25 protein-coding genes are annotated in these 20,006 nt (G+C 34.9%); 24 read left to right on the top strand and 1 reads right to left on the bottom strand.

Annotation, left to right across the window (positions count from 1 at the left end; all coding sequences use genetic code 11):
• Positions 1-29: 29 nt before the first annotated feature.
• A complete protein-coding gene (gene ispG, locus EDD63_RS05350; RefSeq protein WP_134169240.1) occupies positions 30-1,088 on the bottom strand; it encodes a flavodoxin-dependent (E)-4-hydroxy-3-methylbut-2-enyl-diphosphate synthase in 1,059 nt (352 codons plus the stop codon).
• Positions 1,089-1,221: 133 nt separating this feature from the next.
• On the opposite strand from ispG, the gene EDD63_RS05345 reads away from it, so the two are divergent.
• The 24 genes from EDD63_RS05345 (at position 1,222) to tsf (ending at position 19,757) form a co-directional block, all read left to right on the top strand.
• Positions 1,222-3,360 carry a peptidoglycan D,D-transpeptidase FtsI family protein gene (locus tag EDD63_RS05345; protein ID WP_134169238.1) on the top strand — a complete coding sequence of 713 codons (2,139 nt, stop codon included), beginning with the start codon at positions 1,222-1,224 and terminating at the stop codon, positions 3,358-3,360.
• A gap of 59 nt (positions 3,361-3,419) precedes the next feature.
• Positions 3,420-3,569: a 50S ribosomal protein L33 gene (gene rpmG, locus EDD63_RS05340; protein WP_134169236.1), complete on the top strand. Its 150-nt coding sequence runs from the start codon at positions 3,420-3,422 to the stop codon at positions 3,567-3,569.
• A gap of 45 nt (positions 3,570-3,614) precedes the next feature.
• Positions 3,615-4,217, top strand: a complete 603-nt coding sequence (locus EDD63_RS05335; RefSeq protein ID WP_134169234.1) for an MBL fold metallo-hydrolase — start codon at positions 3,615-3,617, stop codon at positions 4,215-4,217.
• Positions 4,218-4,298: 81 nt separating this feature from the next.
• Positions 4,299-5,255, top strand: coding sequence for an ATPase, T2SS/T4P/T4SS family (locus EDD63_RS05330; protein WP_134169232.1), 957 nt, complete (start codon positions 4,299-4,301; stop codon positions 5,253-5,255).
• The gene (locus tag EDD63_RS05325) at positions 5,194-6,222 is read left to right on the top strand and encodes a type II secretion system F family protein (RefSeq protein WP_134169230.1); all 1,029 of its coding nucleotides are present in this window, start codon (positions 5,194-5,196) and stop codon (positions 6,220-6,222) included. The genes EDD63_RS05330 and EDD63_RS05325 overlap by 62 nt, the downstream gene beginning before the upstream one ends.
• 2 nt (positions 6,223-6,224) lie before the next feature.
• Complete coding sequence (gene comGC / locus EDD63_RS05320) at positions 6,225-6,527, top strand: competence type IV pilus major pilin ComGC (protein ID WP_134169228.1); 303 nt, start codon at positions 6,225-6,227, stop codon at positions 6,525-6,527.
• Positions 6,478-6,900, top strand: coding sequence for a competence type IV pilus minor pilin ComGD (comGD, locus tag EDD63_RS05315; RefSeq protein ID WP_134169226.1), 423 nt, complete (start codon positions 6,478-6,480; stop codon positions 6,898-6,900). The genes comGC and comGD overlap by 50 nt, the downstream gene beginning before the upstream one ends.
• Positions 6,890-7,153: a hypothetical protein gene (locus EDD63_RS05310; protein WP_134169224.1), complete on the top strand. Its 264-nt coding sequence runs from the start codon at positions 6,890-6,892 to the stop codon at positions 7,151-7,153. The genes comGD and EDD63_RS05310 overlap by 11 nt, the downstream gene beginning before the upstream one ends.
• A 1-nt stretch (position 7,154) precedes the next feature.
• Positions 7,155-7,520 (top strand): hypothetical protein, encoded by a 366-nt coding sequence (locus EDD63_RS05305; RefSeq protein ID WP_134169222.1) that lies wholly within the window; start codon positions 7,155-7,157, stop codon positions 7,518-7,520.
• A gap of 94 nt (positions 7,521-7,614) precedes the next feature.
• Positions 7,615-7,854, top strand: coding sequence for a hypothetical protein (locus EDD63_RS05300; RefSeq protein WP_134169220.1), 240 nt, complete (start codon positions 7,615-7,617; stop codon positions 7,852-7,854).
• Positions 7,855-7,918: 64 nt separating this feature from the next.
• Positions 7,919-8,191 carry a 30S ribosomal protein S16 gene (gene rpsP / locus EDD63_RS05295; protein WP_134169218.1) on the top strand — a complete coding sequence of 91 codons (273 nt, stop codon included), beginning with the start codon at positions 7,919-7,921 and terminating at the stop codon, positions 8,189-8,191.
• Between the two features lie 5 nt (positions 8,192-8,196).
• Positions 8,197-8,442 carry a KH domain-containing protein gene (locus tag EDD63_RS05290; RefSeq protein WP_134169216.1) on the top strand — a complete coding sequence of 82 codons (246 nt, stop codon included), beginning with the start codon at positions 8,197-8,199 and terminating at the stop codon, positions 8,440-8,442.
• Between the two features lie 34 nt (positions 8,443-8,476).
• Positions 8,477-8,956 carry a ribosome maturation factor RimM gene (gene rimM / locus EDD63_RS05285; protein WP_166667553.1) on the top strand — a complete coding sequence of 160 codons (480 nt, stop codon included), beginning with the start codon at positions 8,477-8,479 and terminating at the stop codon, positions 8,954-8,956.
• A complete protein-coding gene (trmD, locus tag EDD63_RS05280) occupies positions 8,956-9,708 on the top strand; it encodes a tRNA (guanosine(37)-N1)-methyltransferase TrmD (RefSeq protein ID WP_134169259.1) in 753 nt (250 codons plus the stop codon). The genes rimM and trmD overlap by 1 nt, the downstream gene beginning before the upstream one ends.
• 152 nt (positions 9,709-9,860) lie before the next feature.
• Positions 9,861-10,211 carry a 50S ribosomal protein L19 gene (gene rplS / locus EDD63_RS05275; RefSeq protein ID WP_134169212.1) on the top strand — a complete coding sequence of 117 codons (351 nt, stop codon included), beginning with the start codon at positions 9,861-9,863 and terminating at the stop codon, positions 10,209-10,211.
• Between the two features lie 111 nt (positions 10,212-10,322).
• Positions 10,323-10,934 (top strand): signal peptidase I, encoded by a 612-nt coding sequence (lepB, locus tag EDD63_RS05270; protein ID WP_243833738.1) that lies wholly within the window; start codon positions 10,323-10,325, stop codon positions 10,932-10,934.
• Entirely contained in the window at positions 10,927-11,796 is an 870-nt protein-coding gene (gene ylqF / locus EDD63_RS05265; RefSeq protein WP_134169255.1) for a ribosome biogenesis GTPase YlqF, read from the top strand. The genes lepB and ylqF overlap by 8 nt, the downstream gene beginning before the upstream one ends.
• Complete coding sequence (locus EDD63_RS05260; protein ID WP_134169210.1) at positions 11,780-12,400, top strand: ribonuclease HII; 621 nt, start codon at positions 11,780-11,782, stop codon at positions 12,398-12,400. Before ylqF ends, EDD63_RS05260 begins: the two co-directional genes overlap by 17 nt.
• A 63-nt stretch (positions 12,401-12,463) precedes the next feature.
• Complete coding sequence (gene dprA / locus EDD63_RS05255; protein WP_134169208.1) at positions 12,464-13,195, top strand: DNA-processing protein DprA; 732 nt, start codon at positions 12,464-12,466, stop codon at positions 13,193-13,195.
• Between the two features lie 53 nt (positions 13,196-13,248).
• Positions 13,249-15,483 (top strand): type I DNA topoisomerase, encoded by a 2,235-nt coding sequence (topA, locus tag EDD63_RS05250; RefSeq protein ID WP_134169206.1) that lies wholly within the window; start codon positions 13,249-13,251, stop codon positions 15,481-15,483.
• A 1-nt stretch (position 15,484) separates the two neighbouring features.
• Positions 15,485-16,777 carry a methylenetetrahydrofolate--tRNA-(uracil(54)-C(5))-methyltransferase (FADH(2)-oxidizing) TrmFO gene (gene trmFO / locus EDD63_RS05245; protein WP_134169204.1) on the top strand — a complete coding sequence of 431 codons (1,293 nt, stop codon included), beginning with the start codon at positions 15,485-15,487 and terminating at the stop codon, positions 16,775-16,777.
• Entirely contained in the window at positions 16,774-17,679 is a 906-nt protein-coding gene (gene xerC, locus EDD63_RS05240) for a tyrosine recombinase XerC (RefSeq protein WP_134169202.1), read from the top strand. The genes trmFO and xerC overlap by 4 nt, the downstream gene beginning before the upstream one ends.
• Positions 17,680-17,862: 183 nt before the next feature.
• The gene (rpsB, locus tag EDD63_RS05235) at positions 17,863-18,840 is read left to right on the top strand and encodes a 30S ribosomal protein S2 (protein ID WP_134169200.1); all 978 of its coding nucleotides are present in this window, start codon (positions 17,863-17,865) and stop codon (positions 18,838-18,840) included.
• A gap of 29 nt (positions 18,841-18,869) precedes the next feature.
• Positions 18,870-19,757: a translation elongation factor Ts gene (gene tsf, locus EDD63_RS05230; RefSeq protein WP_134169198.1), complete on the top strand. Its 888-nt coding sequence runs from the start codon at positions 18,870-18,872 to the stop codon at positions 19,755-19,757.
• Positions 19,758-20,006: the final 249 nt, after the last annotated feature.

Here is a 20,006-nt window from a genome sequence, read left to right as displayed (position 1 = left end):
TTTTTTGTATTAGAAAAGGCTGAGCAAACTCAACCTTCAAATGCATCTATTTCTTCTTTTAATACGCGAATCATATCTTCTTGTTTCACACGTTTTATAATTTCACCTTTTTTAATAAGTAAACCATCATCAACTCCACCAGCAATCGCAATATCTGCATGCTTTGCTTCTCCTGGTCCATTAACTGCACATCCCATAATTGCAACAGTAATATCTTTATCGACGGTACGCATATAGGCTTCCATTTCATCAACGATTGGACGGATATCAAATTGTGTACGTCCACATGTAGGACAAGCAACTAAATTTGCAACATTGTCAATTAAATGTAAACCTTTAAGAATTTGCTTACAAATAAAGATTTCATCTTCAGGTTCACCATTGACAGAAACACGCATTGTATCTCCAATACCTGCTTCTAGTAATGTTCCTAAAGCAACACTGCTTTTGATAGATGAAATTGCAAAGTTACCCGCTTCGGTTACTCCTAAATGCAATGGGTAGTCAAAAGTTTTTGCGGCTAATCGATACACATCAATGCAAAGTTGTACATCACTGCTTTTAAATGATAGACAAATATCGTAAAATTCCATATCTTCTAATATTTTCACATGACGAGATGCACTTTCAATCATACCTTCAGCTGTTGGTTTTCCATATTTTTCATGAATATCTTTTTCGAGAGATCCAGAGTTAATTCCAATGCGAATTGGAATATGTTTTTCCTTGCAGAGATTGACAACTTTTTGCACATTTTCTTTTGAACCGATGTTACCGGGATTCAAACGGATTTTATCTGCACCATTTTCAATTGCAGCAATTGCTTGCTTGTAGTTAAAATGGATGTCTGCAACTAAAGGTATGTGGATAAATTTCTTAATTTCTTTAATCGCTTTTGCATCTTCATCATCCATAACGGATACACGAACTAGTTGACAGCCAACATCTTCTAAACGATAGATTTGTTCCACCACTTCTTTGACTTTGCTTGTTTTAATCGAACACATCGATTGAATAACGACTTTATTTTGCCCTCCAATAGTTAGATTGCCAACTTGAATGGGTCTTGTTTTTTCTCTTATTTTCATAATATCACCTAATCGCATTATACCACTCTTTTTGTAAATGTGAGTAAGAATCAATTTTCAGTATTTTTTCACATGTATACGCAAGAAATAAAGAAGAATCATGCTATAATAACTTGGACTGGAGACAAGGCTTATGATAACAAATCCATTTAGAAAAAGTGATCAAGATCGTCGTAGACGGTCTAGTAATATATTTGCAAAGAAAGATGATCTACAAAAAGTAATCAATATACGAGCACGTGTTTTTATTGTGCTTATTGTTGCTGCTTTTGCGATTATCTCGATAAAATTGGTAAATATCCAATTGGTAAAACAAGATGAATATGCCATCAAATTAGAGGCATTCACAATGAAACGACAAGCATTTGCACCACCTAGAGGTGATATTAAAGATCGTAATGGAGTTTTATTAGCTTCCTCGAAAAAATCATTGTCGATATTTTATTATCCTCCTGAAAACATAACAGCAAAAGAAGAGTGGGAACTTGCTGAAAAGATTCTTACGGACTTTGGTATGTCACTAACAAAGACAAATTCACGTGGCGTTGAAAGTGCTGCGATTACTGAGCGTCAATTAAAAGACATGCATTATCTACATGAATATCAATTGCATAAAGAAAACTTTAATTCACTTTTGACAGAAGAAGAACTGACAAAAGCAAATGAAGGAAAACTTGATAACGATGATATTTATGCATTGAAGATTGAACGTATGGATATTTCTGGTTTAGATGAGAATACAAAGAAGTTATATTTAACCTATATGTTAATGAATCAAGCACCTGAAAATGAATTTAAAATTATCAAAGAAGGTGTTTCGAATGAACAAATTGCTAAGTTATTAGAAAATCGTAGTGCATATCCAGGATTTGAATACCGTGATGATTGGGAACGTGTGTATTATGATAATGATAACCCAATTGTGAAATCTATTGTTGGAAGTGTATCCGATCAAACACAAGGATTACCTTCAGAGAATATGCAATATTACCTAGGACTTGGTTATGCAATGAATCAACGAATTGGAATTTCAGGAATTGAAAAAGAATATGAATCGTTCCTGGTAGGGACAAGTAAAGACTATGATATTAGTTATGATAGTGAAGGAATTGCAAAATTAGATGAAAACAATGCAGGGAAAAGTGGTTATGATTTAACGTTATCTATTGACGTTGAAATGATGAAGGAAGCAGATCGTTTATTACGCGAAGCAATGAATAGTCGTTCAAGTGATACGGAATACTTCAATAATATGTACATGACCGTTTTGGATGTAAATACTGGTGAAGTACTTGCAACGGCAGGTATTCAAAAGAATAAAGATGGCGAAATTGAATCAATTCCAAGTGGAACGTATTTAAATGCCGAACGTGTTGGAAGTACAGTGAAGATGGCAACCTTATATATGGGACTCGAAGAAGGTGTTGTAGGGCCTGGAGAAGTGGTTATTGACCAACCGTTGAAATTCCAAGGAACGGATCCATTTAAAAGTTATCAAACGTGGGGAGCTTTAACTGACCGTTCAGCAATTGCGGTATCAAGTAACGTATATATGGCAACTATCGCTTTACGTATGGCAGGGATGCAATCGTATGTACCCGAAATGGCAATGCCATATGCAGAAGGTACATTTGAGAAAATGCGTACGTATTACAATATGTTTGGACTTGGGGTAACAACTGGATTAGATGTACCTACTGAAGGAGTCGGAGCTATTGGTGGTACAGAAGAACACGGGAAAATTATGGCAATGGCAATTGGTCAATATGATACGTATACATCAATGCAGCTTGCACAATATGTAGCAACTATCGCAAATGGTGGAAAACGTGTACAAACCCACTTCTTAGATAGAGTCACTGAAGTTAATGACCCGGATACTGTAATTTATAAAATGGGGGCAAACATTCTATCTACTTTAAAAGGAACAAGCGTTGAAACGTATATTTCGCGTGCACAAGAAGGAATGCGTGGTTGTATTGAAGGAATTGATGGAAAAGCAGGAATTTGTCCACAAGAAGTTAGTGATGCAGCTGTCGGTGTGAAGATGGCAGTAAAAACAGGAACCGCAGAAAACAATGTGTATTTAGAAAGTGGAAGTGTCGATACTGTATCGAACTCTATTGTGGCTTATGGACCATATGAAGAACCAGAAATTGCGATTAGTTGTATTGCACCAAACTACACAAGTAACTCAAACAACTTAGGAAGCAATGTATGTGGTGCTCCAGTAGGTAAAATCGCTAAGTACTATTTTGAAAATAAGAAGTAGACTTTTACTAAATGTATATGATACAATAGGAAACGCTAAAGAGTTAGGAGGATTTTCAGATGAGAGATCGTATTACTTTGAAATGTACAAAATGTGGGATGGAAAATTACATCAACACAAGAAATAAAAAGACGCAACCAGAACGTATGGTGGCTCAAAAATTCTGTCCAAAATGTAACGCTAAGACTGAACACAGAGAAAAGAAATAATTATGAAGCCCGAAAAGGGCTTTTTCTTATGAGAAGGAGAACACAATGAAAGTAGAAACATATCCTTTAGGTGATATTCAAGCAAATTGCTATTTAATATGGAATGATAATCATGTACTGATGGTTGATCCAGGTGGATCAAGTCGTAAAATTGCTGAACATATTGCAGCAGAGAATGGAATTGTTGATGCAATTTTATTAACACATGGACATTTTGACCATATCGCAGGTGTTGAGCATTTCCAAAAACTATATAAATGTCCGGTATATGTGAGTGAACAAGAAAAACGCATGTTAAAAGATCCAAATATAAATGGATCACATCGATTTCAAAATCATGTTGTAGTGGATGTTGATACAAAGAGTTATCAAATGCATGAACATATTGGTAACTTCGATTTTGAAGTTTTCGAAGCTCCTGGGCATTCAGAAGGAAGTGTGCTGCTGATCTTTGATGATTTTATCATCAGTGGGGATGTGCTTTTTCAAATGTCAGTTGGTCGCACGGATTTAGCGACTGGTTCAAGCAATAAAATGAATCAAACACTAGCAAAGATAAAAATGCTTGAAAAAAATTACATAGTGTATCCTGGACATGGTCCAAGCACAACACTAGATTTTGAAAAACAAAATAATCCATATCTTTAATGTAGACTCGTTTCTTAGGAAGCGAGTTTTTTTTTAGGATTTTGTGAGCTTGTTGTTTACCTATAAATAAGCGAGGTGTATATGAAAAAAAGGATCAAACAACTACTTGAGTATATTGAAATGTATGATGCAAGTGATGTTCATTTCACACTTCAAAATGGACAGTTATTTGTGCGGATTCGCGGGATTGATGGAATTAAAGAAATCAAACATAAACTGCTAGATGAAAATCTATTTCATTATTTAAAGTTTATTGCCAATCTTGATTTGGGTAATTCGCTATTACCGCAAAGTGGAAACTTCTCGTATACCTTTAAAAAGGAGCAACTACAGTTTCGTTTTTCATACTTACGAACAATGCAACTGCAAACAGGTGTACTTAGGATACTAAACAACCACAAACGTTTTACTATTGAAGATTTAAGTACAGATCCAAGTCAAATTGAATTACTCAAATGTTGGTTACAACGTTCAAGTGGATTGATTTTATTGTCAGGTCCAACTGGTGCAGGAAAAACCACCACTTTACATGCACTGTTGGAAAGACTGTCTACATACGAAAATAAACATGTGATTACTTTGGAAGATCCTATTGAAATTCAATCCACATCATATTTGCAATTGCAAATCAATGAAAAAGTAGATTTTACGTATGCAGAAGGAATTAAACAAGTTTTACGTCATGATCCGGATGTCATTATGATTGGTGAAATTCGTGATGAAGCAACTGCCAAACAATTGATAACAGCAGCATTGAGTGGACACTTAGTGTTATCTACTATTCACGCGAAAAGTTGTGTAGATGTAATAAAACGGATGTTAGATTTTGGGGTGAGTGTACTTGATTTAAAAGAAACACTGTGTGGTTTGACATCACAACGAATTTTTAAAGCAAAAGATGAAGAGAAACGTATTTGCATTTATGAAATGATGGATGAAGCAGATATCGCACGTGTACTGAAAGGAGAACCGCTTGATGAAAGCTATGAAACCATGGAAGACAAAATTCGCTTGGCTAAACAAAGAAATCAAATTTAATAAACAAGTACGTCTACATATGCGTATGGATGAGTGGTCGTATTTTGCAAGTTTGTTGCAACAAGGCTATCCGTTACAACAAGCACTCCAACTTATGGAGAAAGATCATTTTGAAATATGCAAAGCGATTGATGATGGTTTACGTATTGAACAACTTGTCATAGATAGTTCTAAAGGTAGGATGAAAGTGTTTCTTGAGTTCTTTTTGAAGATGACAAGTTTAACAAATGCGATTTCTTGTGCATGCTCAATGGAGATGTTTGAAAAGAAACTAAAGCAAGAGATGCTCAAGAAAAGTGTATATCCACTATTTGTGCTATTGATATCATTTTTTACAGTGTATGTGTTTTCGGGATTTGTCATACCACAACTGGTTCAACATTTTGAATTTGAGCAGAATGTGATGTTTGAACTTGTTGAAATCATTCAACATATTGTGAATGTGATGGTGCTTTGCTTACTTTTTGTGATGATATTACTTATTTTGTGTCAGTTAAGTAAACGAATTTTACGTCATGTAGGAATGTTTGCAATTGCACACAGTAAAACGGTAAAAGAATGGATGTCATTTTATTTAGCACATTATTTAATTGAACTTGATGCACATGGGTTAAGTACAAGACAAGCCTTCTTGTTTTTACAAGATATACGAAAACAACCACTATTTCATAGTGTGAGTAAATCAATTTATGATGGACTGAATGCAGGAGAAGAGTTGTTTGTGGTCTTGCAAAGAAATCCATGGATATCCAAGCGTTTTAAATTGCATTTCACGATTGGTTCATCAACAGGAGCATTCCGAGAAATGATGATTTCATATCGCGATGAGCAACAAAAACGTTGGCAAATGCAAATACGGAAATTTACGATGCTATTGCAAATGATTTCTTATAGCTTTGTTGGGGTTATGGTCATATGTGTATATCAAGTCATGTTGTTACCTTTACAGTTATTAGAAAGGATGTAACCATGAAGCATAAAAAAGGGTTTACCATATTGGAAATGATTATTGTATTAACAATTATTGCACTTATCTTCCTGTTGACGATTCCAAATATTCAACAGAAAAAAGAGGTTATCGACAATAAAGGGTGTGAGGCTTTAGTTGAAGTTGTAAATGCACAAATCTTGTTATATGAAATTGAGACGCTTGAGACACCTTCAAGTATGCAACAACTCATTAGTAAAGGATATGTAAAAGAAAGTCAGGCACGTTGTCCAGATGGAGAAAAAATTACCATTGTTGGTGGTGAAGCTAAAGCAAGTAAATAAAAAAGGATTTACTTTGCTTGAGGCGATATTAGTACTTACGATTATAAGTATTTGTTTATTGCTATTTACAAGGACAACAACATCTAGCACATCTTTATCACTGGAGATGGATAAAGTGAAAAGTATCCTTTTACTAGCACAAAGAGAAGCAATTCTGACAAAACAAGTTGAATATGTTCAAATTCAAAACTCTCAAATTATAAGTGGTAAGAAAACCTATCAACTTGCTAGAGGGATGACTTGTGGAGAGCATGAAATCTATTTCAATGAACGCGGAAATGTGAATCAGGCACGAACGATTACTTGTACATTTAATAACCAACAAAAACAATTAGTCATTCATCTAGGAAGTGGAAATATCTATGCGAAGTAAAAAAGGGTTTCTCTTGAGTGAAAGTATTATATTTATGCAAGTGTGCATGATTCTCGTATTATTCTTAAGTGTATGTAGTCAAAGCATATACAAGTATTTGCATATTAAACGAAATACCTATGATGAAGAATTAGAAATGAAAACATTCTATGAAGAGTTTCGCTATGTAGAACCAGAAGAAATCGAGGGAAATGAAGATGGAGAACATACAGAACAAGAAACTGAAGAAGATGACAATCCATATGGGGTTTAGTATGTTAGAAGCACTGTTTAGCTTGCTGATTGTAAGTATCTTATTATCTTTACTTTTAATGTATTTACAAGGTTTACGACGTATGGATACTAGTCTGTATGATGGAGAAGATGACATTAGTATCTCACAACTTCGCTTGATTTATGTGCTCAGTGATACTTGTTATGCTGATGGAAGTTTATACTTGTCATATTATGATAAAGACATGCAAGTATCCTTACAAAAGGATCGTCTGATCATGCAACCTGGATATCAAGTGTTCCTACAAGATGTGGATGATGCATACTTCACACAAAGAGAGGAGTGTATCTATCTTGTCTATAAACACAAAAAACAAGAGATTAAGGAACGAATCATCGGTTGCTAAACATGGATTTATTGGCTTATATGGATTGCTGCTGCTCAGTTTTATGTTTAGTTTTATAAGTGTGCTTACTTTAAAAATAGAAGCGCAAAGACCCATGCAAAGTAAAGTCGAGTTTGTGGAATTATATGCACTATCTAGTGCAAAGCAAATGATCAAAATGGAAGAATCTATGCGCGATCATGAATATAAAAATTGTATGATTCAAATTCGTTGTGATGAGCAGAGCTGTCGTATTGAAATTACAGGTGCAAATTATCAAATAACAAGCATTGTATCCTATGATTATGAGTCAAAGAAAATACTCAATTACCAATATGAAAGAGGTGTCAAGTAAAAAACCTTGACACCTTTATTTTTTATGGTATGATTACTGAGTAAAAATTAGAAGGAGAAACACAATGGCTGTTAAATTAAGATTAAAAAGAATGGGTAAAAAAGGGTATGCATACTACCGTATCGTAGCTGCAGATTCAAGAAGTCCTCGTGATGGAAGAATTATTGAAGCAATCGGAACATACAACCCAAACTTAGACCCTGCACAAATTACTTTAGATGAAGAAAAAGCAATGAACTGGATTAAAAATGGTGCACAACCATCAGATACAGTACGTACAATTTTATCTAAACAAGGAGTTCTAAAGAAATTACACGACGAAAAAAACAGTAAATAATCGTCATGAATTACGAAAGAATCATGTTGGATCTAATCACTCCAATTGTTGATAATAAAGAATCACTATCAGTGAAAGTCTTACCAACACTTGAAGATGATGAAGTTCTCTTAAATGTATATGCAAGTTCTGAAGATGTTGCTCGTCTTATCGGGCGTCGTGGAATTATGGCAAGCAGTCTTCGTCAGATGATGTCTATTGCATCTCGTACAGAGAATAAAATGATCACAATTAAATTTGAATCATATTAGGATGCAGACGCATCCTTTTTTAAAAGGTGAATGTATGGAAAAAATAGAAATTGGACAAATTGTAAATACTCACGGATTACGTGGGGAATTAAAAATTAAACTGGATACAGATTTCGCAAATGAACGTTTTAAAGTTGGAAATACGGTATTTGTTGGCGACTTACCTTTAGTTGTACATAGTTTTCGTATGAATAAAGGGATGGCATTAGTTGCATTCAAAGAACTTTTAGATATCAACTTAGTCGAAAAATACAAAGGTGAAAAAGTGTTCGTAAACCGTGAAGATATTAAAGATGATGGCAAAGGTTACTATTTCTTTGATCTTGTAGGTTGTGAAGTAATCGATCAGCATGGAACGTCGCTTGGTATTGTGGATGAAATGATTGATACAGCTGCAAATCCAATTATGCGAGTGAATCAAAAAATCTTAATTCCATTTGTGGATGCATTTGTAAAGTCTGTTGATTTAGATCAAAAACAAATTGTAATTGAAGTAATTGAGGGATTATTATGATGGAAATCAAAGTGTTGACACTATTTCCAAATTTTTTTGATTCCTTCAAGGAAACATCAATTATTAAACGTGCCCTTGATAAAGAAAGTGTACAGTTTACAGCGATAAACTTTCGTGATTACACATTAGATAAACATAATAATGTAGATGATACGATTTGTGGAGGAGGAGCAGGGATGCTACTTGCATGTCAACCAATTGTAGATGCATTAAAGGCAAATACAAAAGCAAACAGTAAAGTTGTTATGTTGAGTCCGCAAGGGAAGAAGATGACGCAAAAACTTGTACGCGAGTTAGCTGAACACGATGATATTGTCCTGCTGTGTGGACACTATGAAGGATTTGATGAAAGAATTCGTGATTATGTTGATGAAGAAGTAAGTATCGGTGATTTTGTGCTAACTGGTGGAGAGCCAGCAGCGCTTGTTTTAAGTGATGCCATCATTCGTTTACGTGATGGAGTAATTCGTAGTGATTCTCATGAAGATGATTCATTTGAAAATGGCTTACTTGAATATCCACAATACACACGCCCAGTAGAATACGATGGTAAAAAAGTACCCGATGTATTGATGAGTGGACATCATGAAAATATTCGCAAATGGCGATTGAAAGAATCCTTACGTAAAACTTACTTGCGTCGTCCAGATTTGCTAGATGGACGAACATTTACAAGCGAAGAACAAAAGTTATTACAAGAAGTGATGGATGAAGAAAATAAAAAACAAACTTCGAATGATGAAAATCAATAAGTCATAAAACTATGGTGAAATTCAGTAATTTTTGGTTTACATTAATGCTGAAATTTGCTATTATATATAAGCCTGTTGGCTGCAGGGTTCCGCTTATCCGGTAATAACGGATTATGAACCAATCTGTATTACTAAAGAAAAGGAGAAAGAAAATGAATTTAAATTTAGTTAATGAAGTAACAAAAAAACAAATTAAATCTGATATCCCTGCATTCCGTAGTGGAGCTACAGTAAAAGTTCACGTTCGCATTAAAGAGGGTGACAAATCAAGAATCCAGGTATTTGAAGGTGTAGTAGTTGCACAAAAAGGTGGAGGAATTGCTGAAACTTTCACAGTTCGTAAAATCTCTAACCAAATCGGAGTTGAAAGAACATTCCCATTACATTCACCAATTATCGATAAAATCGAAGTTGTACGTCATGGTAAAGTTCGTAGAAATAAATTACGTTACCTTAAAGGACGTAGTGGAAAAGCTGCAAGAATTAAAGAAATCCGTAGATAATCTATTAGATGCACGAATGTGCATCTTTTCTTTTCCATAATCAGGTTAAGAAATGTTGTAAATTATATGTTTCATTGTGTGAAACATAAAGGAATAATGGTATAATAAGCGATGATGAACGAGACAAATGTCAATACAGAAACAAAAAAGGTAAATGAGACGAAAACAGAAATATTAGACTTTATTAAGATGGTCCTTATATGTTTTGTTTTGGTTTTTTTGTGTGTGAAGTTCTTCTTTCGCCCAATAACCGTTTCTGGTAGTAGTATGTATCCAACATTAGAAGATCAAGAATTTGGATTTTCCAATGTCTTTGCAGGATTAACTAGTGAAATTGAACGTTTCGATGTCGTTGTTGTCCAAGATGAAAAAACTGGAGATGACTTGTGGGTGAAACGAGTGATTGGTTTGCCTGGAGAGGAAATCGAGTACTTTGATGATCAGTTGTACATTAATGGAAAACCGGTAGAGGAACCATTTTTAAATAAAGCGTATATGGAAACACAAATCGGGGATCGTAATTATGGAAACACGTTTACCCACGATGTAGAACCTATTGTCCTAGGTGAAGATGAATATTTTTTACTAGGGGATAATCGTCCAGTATCTAGAGATTCAAGAGCAGCTGGAATTGGACCGTTTAAGCGTAGTTCGATTATTAGCAAGAATGTTCTCGTGTTATATCCATTTGATAAAATAGGGATGGTGAGTAATGATGAGTAATCAAAAACTAAATATACAATGGTTTCCTGGGCATATGACCAAGGCTAAACGTGAAATGCAAAGTATGTTATCGATGGTCGACATGGTAATCGAATTGCGTGATGCACGTGTACCAAATGCTTCAAAGAACCCGTTGATAGATGAATTGGTCGGACAAAAACCAAGACTAATTGTTTTAACAAAAATCGATAAAGCAGAAGATGAAGAAACAAAACGGTGGATTCAATTACTATCGAATGAGTATACAGTTGTTGTTGGTGTAGATGTACTGCATGATAACGTGAAAAAAATCATCAGTGAAAATGCACTGTTTTTAATGAAAGAAAAACGAGAACGACAAATAAAAAAGGGAATGAATCCACGTGCAGTGCGTTGTATGGTGTGTGGAATTCCAAATGTTGGAAAAAGTACGCTAATTAATCAAATAGCTGCTAAGAAAACACTAGTTACTGGTGATCGCCCAGGAGTTACAAAAAATACACGTTGGGTAAAAGTAAATAAGGATATTGAATTACTCGATACACCAGGTGTATTATGGCCAAAATTTGAAGATGAGCAAATTGGGATCTTACTTGCGATTACTGGAGCAATTCGTGATCAAGTATTACCACTAGAAGAAGTAGCGTATGCTGCCTTAAAATATCTAAAAGCGTATTTTCCAGAGCGTCTGCAGGAAGCATATGGTGTAACTATCATTGAAAATAACTATAAGTTATTTTTAGAGATTGGAAGAAATCGAAACTTACTTCAAAAAGGAAATGAAGTTGATTACAATCGAACAATTGAAACGTTTATGAAAGATATTCGTGCCAATCGTTTTGGAAAGATTACTTGGGAGCGAACTGATGCAGTGCACGAATGAGTATGAAATACAATACGAAAACCAAGGCTACCAACAAGTAATCGGTATCGATGAAGCTGGGCGAGGTCCTTTGGCTGGTCCACTAGTTGTTGCAGGTGTATGTTTTCCAATGGGATTTAGTCATCCCGAGATTTATGATTCAAAAAAGCTTAGTGAAAAAAAGCGTGAAGCACTTTATGACTATATAAAAGAAGAAGCACTATATTTTTCTATTGAAATTATCGATGAAGCGACAATTGATCGTTTAAATATCTACGAAGCAACAAAACAAACGATGATGAAAATTGCTGCTGAGTGTGAAATTGCTGATGTTGTTTTAAGTGATGCGATGAAATTTCAAGTTGAAGGAAAAATTGTTGAACCTATAATTAAAGGTGATCAAAAAAGTGTTAATATTGCAGCGGCAAGCATTCTTGCGAAAGTAACCCGTGATCGTATAATGAAAGAATATAGTAAAATGTATCCAGAGTATGGATTTGATAAGCATAAAGGATATCCAACCAAACAACATATGGCTGCACTTAATACATATGGAGTACTGCCAATCCATCGACGCAGTTATGCACCGGTCGCTAGAGCACTACAAATGCATTTTGATTTTTAGTAAAGAAGTATCTATCAAGGATATTTCTTTTTTTCTTCCTATATATATACAGAGGTGTATAACATGAGAGAAAGATTACTATATTATAGTGTGAAATATGATGGCGATGTACATGCAATTAAAAGAGCAATTTTACATAATGAAGCATACGAATCCATTACGTATCCAGATCCATATATTACAATACTAGATGATGTGTATCCGCAAGAGTTTCTGTTGTTAAAATATCCACCCTATGTTCTGTACTATAAAGGGGATATATCATTACTAAATAAACGCAAAATTGCAGTTGTTGGTTCGCGCATCATGACTCGCCAAGGCAGATATAATTGTGAAACGCTTATGCGATATGTAAACAAAGAATATGTAAGTGTCAGTGGACTTGCTAAGGGAGTAGATGCATATATCCATCAATTATCACTGCACACAAGAAAGACCATTGCCATTGTAGGTTGTGGACTGGATATTCACTATCCAAAGTGCAATAGCTTTTTATATAAAGAAATTGAAAGTCATCATTTATTGTTAAGTGAGTATCCAAATGGATCGCGTCCATTTTCATTTCATTTTCCTTTGCGCAATCGTTTAATCGCAGCACTTGGTGAGAAACTAATCGTGATTGAAGCAAGTAAACGAAGTGGTACTATGCTTACGGTAAATGAAGCAATTGAACTAAATAAAGAAGTCTATGTATTTCCATATTCATTTGTAGAAAATCATGTAAGTGGTTGCAATGTATTGATTCAAGAAGGGGCAAACATTATCGTAGATAATGAAACAATCGCTGAATTGTAGGTGTTGACAAATGAACAAAAGTGAATATACTTGATGTAAGTCGGAGGTAGTAAATGAAAAAATTAGTAATTGTGGAGTCACCTTCCAAATCAAAGACCATAGAAAAATACCTTGGTAGCGATTTTCAAGTCGTATCAAGTAAAGGACATATACGTGATTTAGCCACATCTGGAAAAGGTGGGTTAGGGATCGATGTAGATAATAATTTCGAACCAACTTATAAAATAAGTAAGGAAAAGAAAGCAACTGTAAAGGAATTGAAAGCACTTGCCAAAAAAAGTGATGAAGTATATCTTGCAAGTGATCCGGACCGTGAAGGAGAAGCGATCGCTTGGCACTTAGCTGATGAACTTGGTTTAGATCAAGATAAACAAAATCGTATTATTTTTCATGAGATTACAAAACCTGCTGTTATTGAAGCATTTGAAAATCCAAGAAAAATTGATCAAGATTTAGTAAAGTCACAAGAAACAAGACGTATTCTTGATCGTATCATTGGGTTTCGTCTATCAACTTTATTACGTTCAAAAATTAAAAGTAAATCCGCTGGACGTGTACAATCAGTTGCATTACATTTAATCATAGAACGTGAAAATGAAATTCGTGCGTTTATACAAGAAGAATATTGGACAATTGATGCATTAGTGAATAAGAAAAATGATTCATTTGTTGCTGAATTGAAAAAATATAAAGGAAAAACTGCAAAAATCGCAAACCAAGAACAAAGTGATGCAATCATAGCTTCTTGTACAGGTGATTATGTTGTGCAATCGATTGATAAGAAAGTAAAGAAGAAAGCTTCTAAGCTGCCATTTACTACTTCATCATTACAACAAGAGGCAAGTACAAAGTTAAATTTTAGTGCAAAGAAGACGATGTCAACTGCACAAAAACTATATGAAGGTATTGAAATTGGTACGGGTGTTGAGGGTCTTATCTCTTACATGCGTACAGATTCAACGCGTTTAAGTGAAGTGTTTACAGGTAGTGCACTTGCATACATTGAAAGCACGTACGGAAAAGAATACGTTGGAAGTGTGCGTCAAAAGAAAGATGCAAATTCACAAGATGCCCATGAAGCATGTCGTGTTACTGATGTGAATCGTACACCTGAGTCAATCAAAAGTTACTTAACTGCAGATCAATATAAACTATATAAATTGATTTATGCACGTACACTTGCATCATTAATGGCACCAGCAAAAAGTGATAGTATGGTTGTACAAATCGTAAATAACGATGCACAGTTTAATGCAACAGGTTCGGTGTTGACTTTTGATGGGTACTTAAAAGTATATAAAGACTATGAATCAAGTAAAGATGAAGTCTTACCAGTACTTGAAGAAGGTGAAATCTTAAATGATGTGAAACTTGAAGGTAAACAACACTTCACTGAACCACCAAAACGTTATAGCGAAGCACGTTTAATTAAAGAACTTGAAGAACAAGGAATCGGACGTCCTTCTACATATGCAATGATTATTGATACATTGCAAGCACGTGGATATGCAGACTTACGAAAACCAACAGAAACAACAAAAACAAAAGTATTCTTCCCAACAGAACAAGGGGAGTTAACAGATAAGAAATTACAAGAATTCTTCTCTGATATCATTAATGTGAAATACACAGCAGCAATGGAGAATGAACTTGATGAAATTGCTGAGGGACAAAAGGATTACGTAAAAGAGTTACGTAAATTCTATGACCGTTTTGAACCATTATTGCAAGAAGCATACGACAAAATGGAAAAAATCGAAGCAGAGAAAACAGGTGAGATGTGTCCTGAATGTGGTCATGAACTTGTAATCCGTAAAGGACGTTATGGAGACTTTGTTGCTTGTAGCAACTATCCAGAATGTAAATATGTAAAACAAGATGAAGAAGATAAAATTGATGAGACCTGTCCAAAATGTGGTGGTCCATTAGTGAAAAAGCGTGGACGTTTTGGTGAGTTCTATGCGTGTGCAAATTATCCAGAATGTAAATACATTAAAAGTGATCGCCAACCACCAAAAGAAACGGGAGAGATGTGTCCTGAATGTGGAAAGCCATTAGTTGAACGTAAATCAAGATACGGAAAAATGTTTGTTGGATGTTCAGGATATCCGAAATGCCGTTATATTAAAAAAGAAGAAAAACCAAAAGATGAAGAGGTTGATGCAACTGCAAAATCAGAAGCAGAAGAAGTTGTAGAAACTAAGGCGAAAAAGAAAACGACAAAAAAAGCAACAACAAAAAAGACGACAAAAGCAAAAGAAGCTAGTCGTACAGAATCTGAGGAATAATATGAAAGAAGTAATCGTCATCGGTGCAGGTTTGGCCGGAAGTGAAGCTACTTGGCAACTCGTTAAACGAGGAATCAAAGTAAAACTTTACGAAATGCGACCAAAGAAAATGACTGCTGCACACCACACAAGTGATTTTGCCGAACTCGTATGTAGTAATTCATTACGTTCTAATGCACTTGAAAATGCTGTTGGAATTATGAAAGAAGAACTACGTATGTTAGATTCGCTAATCATTAGTAAAGCTGACGAGCACCAAGTACCTGCCGGTAGCGCACTAGCTGTAGACCGAGCAGGTTTTAGTGCTTCTGTCACAAAAGTTATTAAAGAACATCCATTAGTTGAAGTAATTGAAGAAGAACTCACAGAAATTCCTGAAGGCAATGTTATTGTGGCAACAGGACCACTAACAAGTGATGCGCTTTCTGAACATATTAAAGATTTGTTTGATCAAGAGTATTTGCATTTCTATGATGCAGCAGCTCCAATTATTGAAAAGGATAGTATTGACTTTACAAAGGCATACTACAAATCTAGATATGATAAAGGGGAAGCTGATTATATCAACTGTCCAATGAGTGAGGAAGAATTCACAAAGTTTTATCAAGAACTTATTCATGCAGAAGTAGTTGTACCAAAAGAGTTTGAAGATGAGAAATACTTTGAAGGATGTATGCCATTTGAAGAAATTGCAAAACGTGGAGAAAAAACTTTACTTTTTGGACCGATGAAACCAGTTGGTTTAGAAAAAGATGAGAACCATAAACCATATGCGGTTGTTCAACTACGTCAAGATGATGCAGCTGCAACGTTATACAACATTGTAGGGTTTCAAACGCATTTAAAATGGCCTGAACAAAAACGTATATTACAAATGATTCCAGGTTTAGAAAACTGTGAAATTGTTCGTTATGGAGTTATGCACCGTAATACATTTATGTGTGCACCGAAGTGTTTAAAGCAAACATACCAAAGTCAAATCAGAGATAACTTATTCTTTGCAGGTCAAATGTGTGGAGTCGAAGGTTATGTAGAAAGTACAGCAAGTGGAGCACTTGCTGGAATTAATATGGCACGTCTATTAGAAGAAAAAGAGCCAATTATTTTACCACCGACGACTGCAATTGGTGCACAAGCATACTATATTACTCACACCAATCCAGCTTACTTTCAACCAATGAATGCAAACTTTGGAATTATGCAATTGGAAAGTAAAGTGAAAAAACGCGAGCGTAAAGCAGCATATGCTAAGCAAGCAATTGAAGAGATACAACGTATTGTTGAAACATTATGAATGAATACGTTGAACGTTTCTTAAACTACACCAAGCAAAGAAACTCTGGTAGTGAACATACGTATGAAGCATACAAACGAGATATTGATGACTTTATGCAATTTATGAATCAAGAAAGTCTAAATGGTTTTGAAGAAGTGGATCGCTTAGTTGTGAGTAACTATATTGTAGAGCTGCGAAATCGTACAAGTTTACAAGGGCCACTTAAAAATAGTAGCATTGCTAGAAAACTGAGTTCCTTACGTTCATTTTTCGCTTATTTAAATGAATATATTGGAATATCAAACAACCCATTTCATTATGTAAAGATGCCAAAAATCGATAAAAAGATTCCTGAGTTCTTATTTGAAGATGAATTGGATCAATTACTAGATGCGATGGATATACATGATGAAGTCGGTTTACGTAATCGTGCGATGTTTGAATTAATGTATGCTTGTGGCTTACGGGTCAGTGAAGCGGTGAATCTAAAAATCAGTGATATTGATTTTGCAGATCAAACACTAATTGTCACTGGTAAAGGTGATAAGCAGCGCATGGTTCCATTTTATGATCGAGTTGGAAAACTAGTGGATACATATTTAAAAACAATAAGAGAAAGATGGACTCATGAAACGCATGGATATGTGTTTATCAATCAAAAAGGAAAACAACTTACAAGTCGGGGAATTCAATACATACTCAATCAATGTGTATTGCAAAGTGGTTTGAACATGCATGTTCATCCACATATGTTACGTCATAGTTTTGCGACACATTTACTAGATAATGGTGCAGATTTACGAATTGTACAAGAGTTGTTGGGGCATAGTTCACTAAGCACAACCCAGATTTATACACATATAAGTCAAGATAAATTAAAATCAACATATGAAAGCGCATTTCCACGTGCAAGAACGTAAATGCGTTTTTCTTAAACCCTATTGAATAAAGGTTTTGTTTGTGGTACAATACCAAAGCGTGTGAAGACACGACTACACACATCAAGAATTGGTTGATCCGTGCTCTAGCAGGAAGAATCCTAGCGACAATGAGTTATCAACTTTTGAATTGATGGAGGAGTAACGGAAAGAGAGGACTTATTTATGTCAATTGTTTCAATGAGACAACTATTAGAATCAGGTGTACACTTCGGACACCAAACAAGAAGATGGAACCCAAAAATGAAACCATATATTTATGGATCAAGAAATGGTGTATACATCATTAACTTAGAAGAAACTGAAAAACAAATCGATACTGCTTACGCTGCAATGAAAGCAATCGCTGAAAAAGGTGGAAAAGTATTATTTGTTGGAACAAAAAAACAAGCACAAGGAACTATCGTTGAAGAAGCATTACGTTCAGGAAGTTTCTATGTAAACCAAAGATGGTTAGGTGGATTATTAACTAACTACCGTACAATCCAAAAACGTGTAAAACGTTTAATCGAAATTGAAGAAATGGAATCAACTGGATTAATCGATGTATACACGAAAAAAGAACAAGCGCAATTCCGTAAACAAAAAGCTCGTTTAGAAAACTTCTTAGGTGGAATTAAAGAAATGAAAAAACTTCCAGATGCAGTTTTCGTTGTTGATCCAAAAGAAGAACACAACGCAGTTGCAGAAGCTAAGAAATTAGGAATTCCTGTATTCGCAATGATCGACACAAACTGTGACCCAGAAGAAGTTGATTACCCAATCGCATCAAATGATGATGCAATGCGTGCAATTAAATTAATCGTTACATTAATGGCTGATGCAATTGTTGAAGCTAAAGGTGGATTATTATCAGTTGCTCACTCATGTGCAAATGATACTGAACCAGATGTAACTATGAAAGATGTTATCGTTAACGTTGAAGAACAAATCGCTGAAAACGAACGTCGTCGTCGTGCTAAATACGAAGAACGTCGTGCTCGTTTCGCTAACAAACGTGATGGACGTGACAACCGTGGACCAAGAAAACCATACCAAGGACGTCGTGATGACAACCGTGGAGCACAAGGTGGAAACAGACCAGCTAACAAACCAGCTGAAGCTGCTGCAGCTCCAAAAACTGAAGAAAACAAAGAAGCATAATTACATAACGTAAAGAAAGGAGACTTACTATGACAATTACTGCTGCAATGGTAAAAGAACTTAGAGAAAGAACAGGCGCAGGGATGATGGACTGTAAAAAAGCCCTTCAAGAAACTGACGGTGATATGGATAAAGCAGCTGAATGGCTACGTGAAAAAGGTATTGCTAAAGCTGCAAAAAAATCAGGAAGAATTGCTGCTGAAGGATTAACTCGTGTTGCAACTGATGGAAACATCGCTGTAATCTTCGAAGTTAACTCAGAAACAGACTTCGTTGCGAAAAACGAACAATTCACTGAATTATTAGATAAAATTCAAGGAATTTTATTATCAAACAAACCAAGCGATATGGATAGTGCATTAGCATTAGTTACTGAAGGTGATACACTTGAAACTACAATCGCTAACGCAACAGCAACAATCGGTGAAAGAATTTCACTTCGTCGTTTTGAAGTAGTTGAAAAAACTGCTGATGACGTATTTGGAGCTTACATGCACATGGGTGGAAAAATTTCTGCTTTAACTGTGCTTAAAGGTGGAAATGATGAAGTTGCTAAAGACATCGCAATGCAAGTTGCATCAATGTCTCCACAATACATTTCTCGTGACCACATGCCACAAGAATTTATTGACAAAGAAAGACAAATTCAAACTGAAATCTTAAACAATGATGAAAGTTTAAAATCAAAACCAGAAAACGTTCTTAAAGGAATCGTTGAAGGTCGTTTATCTAAATCATTACAAGATGTAAGTTTAATTGACCAAATTTACTTCAAAGATCCTAACCAAAAAGTTGCTCAATACTTAAAGAGCAACAACGCTGAAGTTGTGACATTCGTACGTTACGCTGTAGGTGAAGGAATCGAAAAAAGAGAAGAAAACTTCGCTGAAGAAGTAATGAACCAAATCAATAAATAATTTAAAATGAAAGCTACTTCGGTAGCTTTTTGTTTACTACCTATACTATAAAACACAAATTTTATAAATAAGAATTAATTATAAATTTAAAAACAAAAATCTTTACATTAAATAAATATAGTATTAAAATAAAACTGTAACAAAGAAGATTAAATGTGTGTTGTTTTAATTTAAGGATTGTTCCGTTTATAGGCAAAGCCAGTATAGGTGTTGTGTTTGTTTGTATGCTTTTTTAAGTGTATCTTTTTG

Origin of the sequence: Breznakia blatticola, assembly GCF_004365815.1 — a bacterium.
In the GTDB taxonomy this organism is placed as follows: domain Bacteria; phylum Bacillota_I; class Bacilli_A; order Erysipelotrichales; family Erysipelotrichaceae; genus Breznakia; species Breznakia blatticola.
Note: the sequence above shows the minus strand (reverse complement) of the source record. Positions and strands in the feature narration are given on the sequence as shown.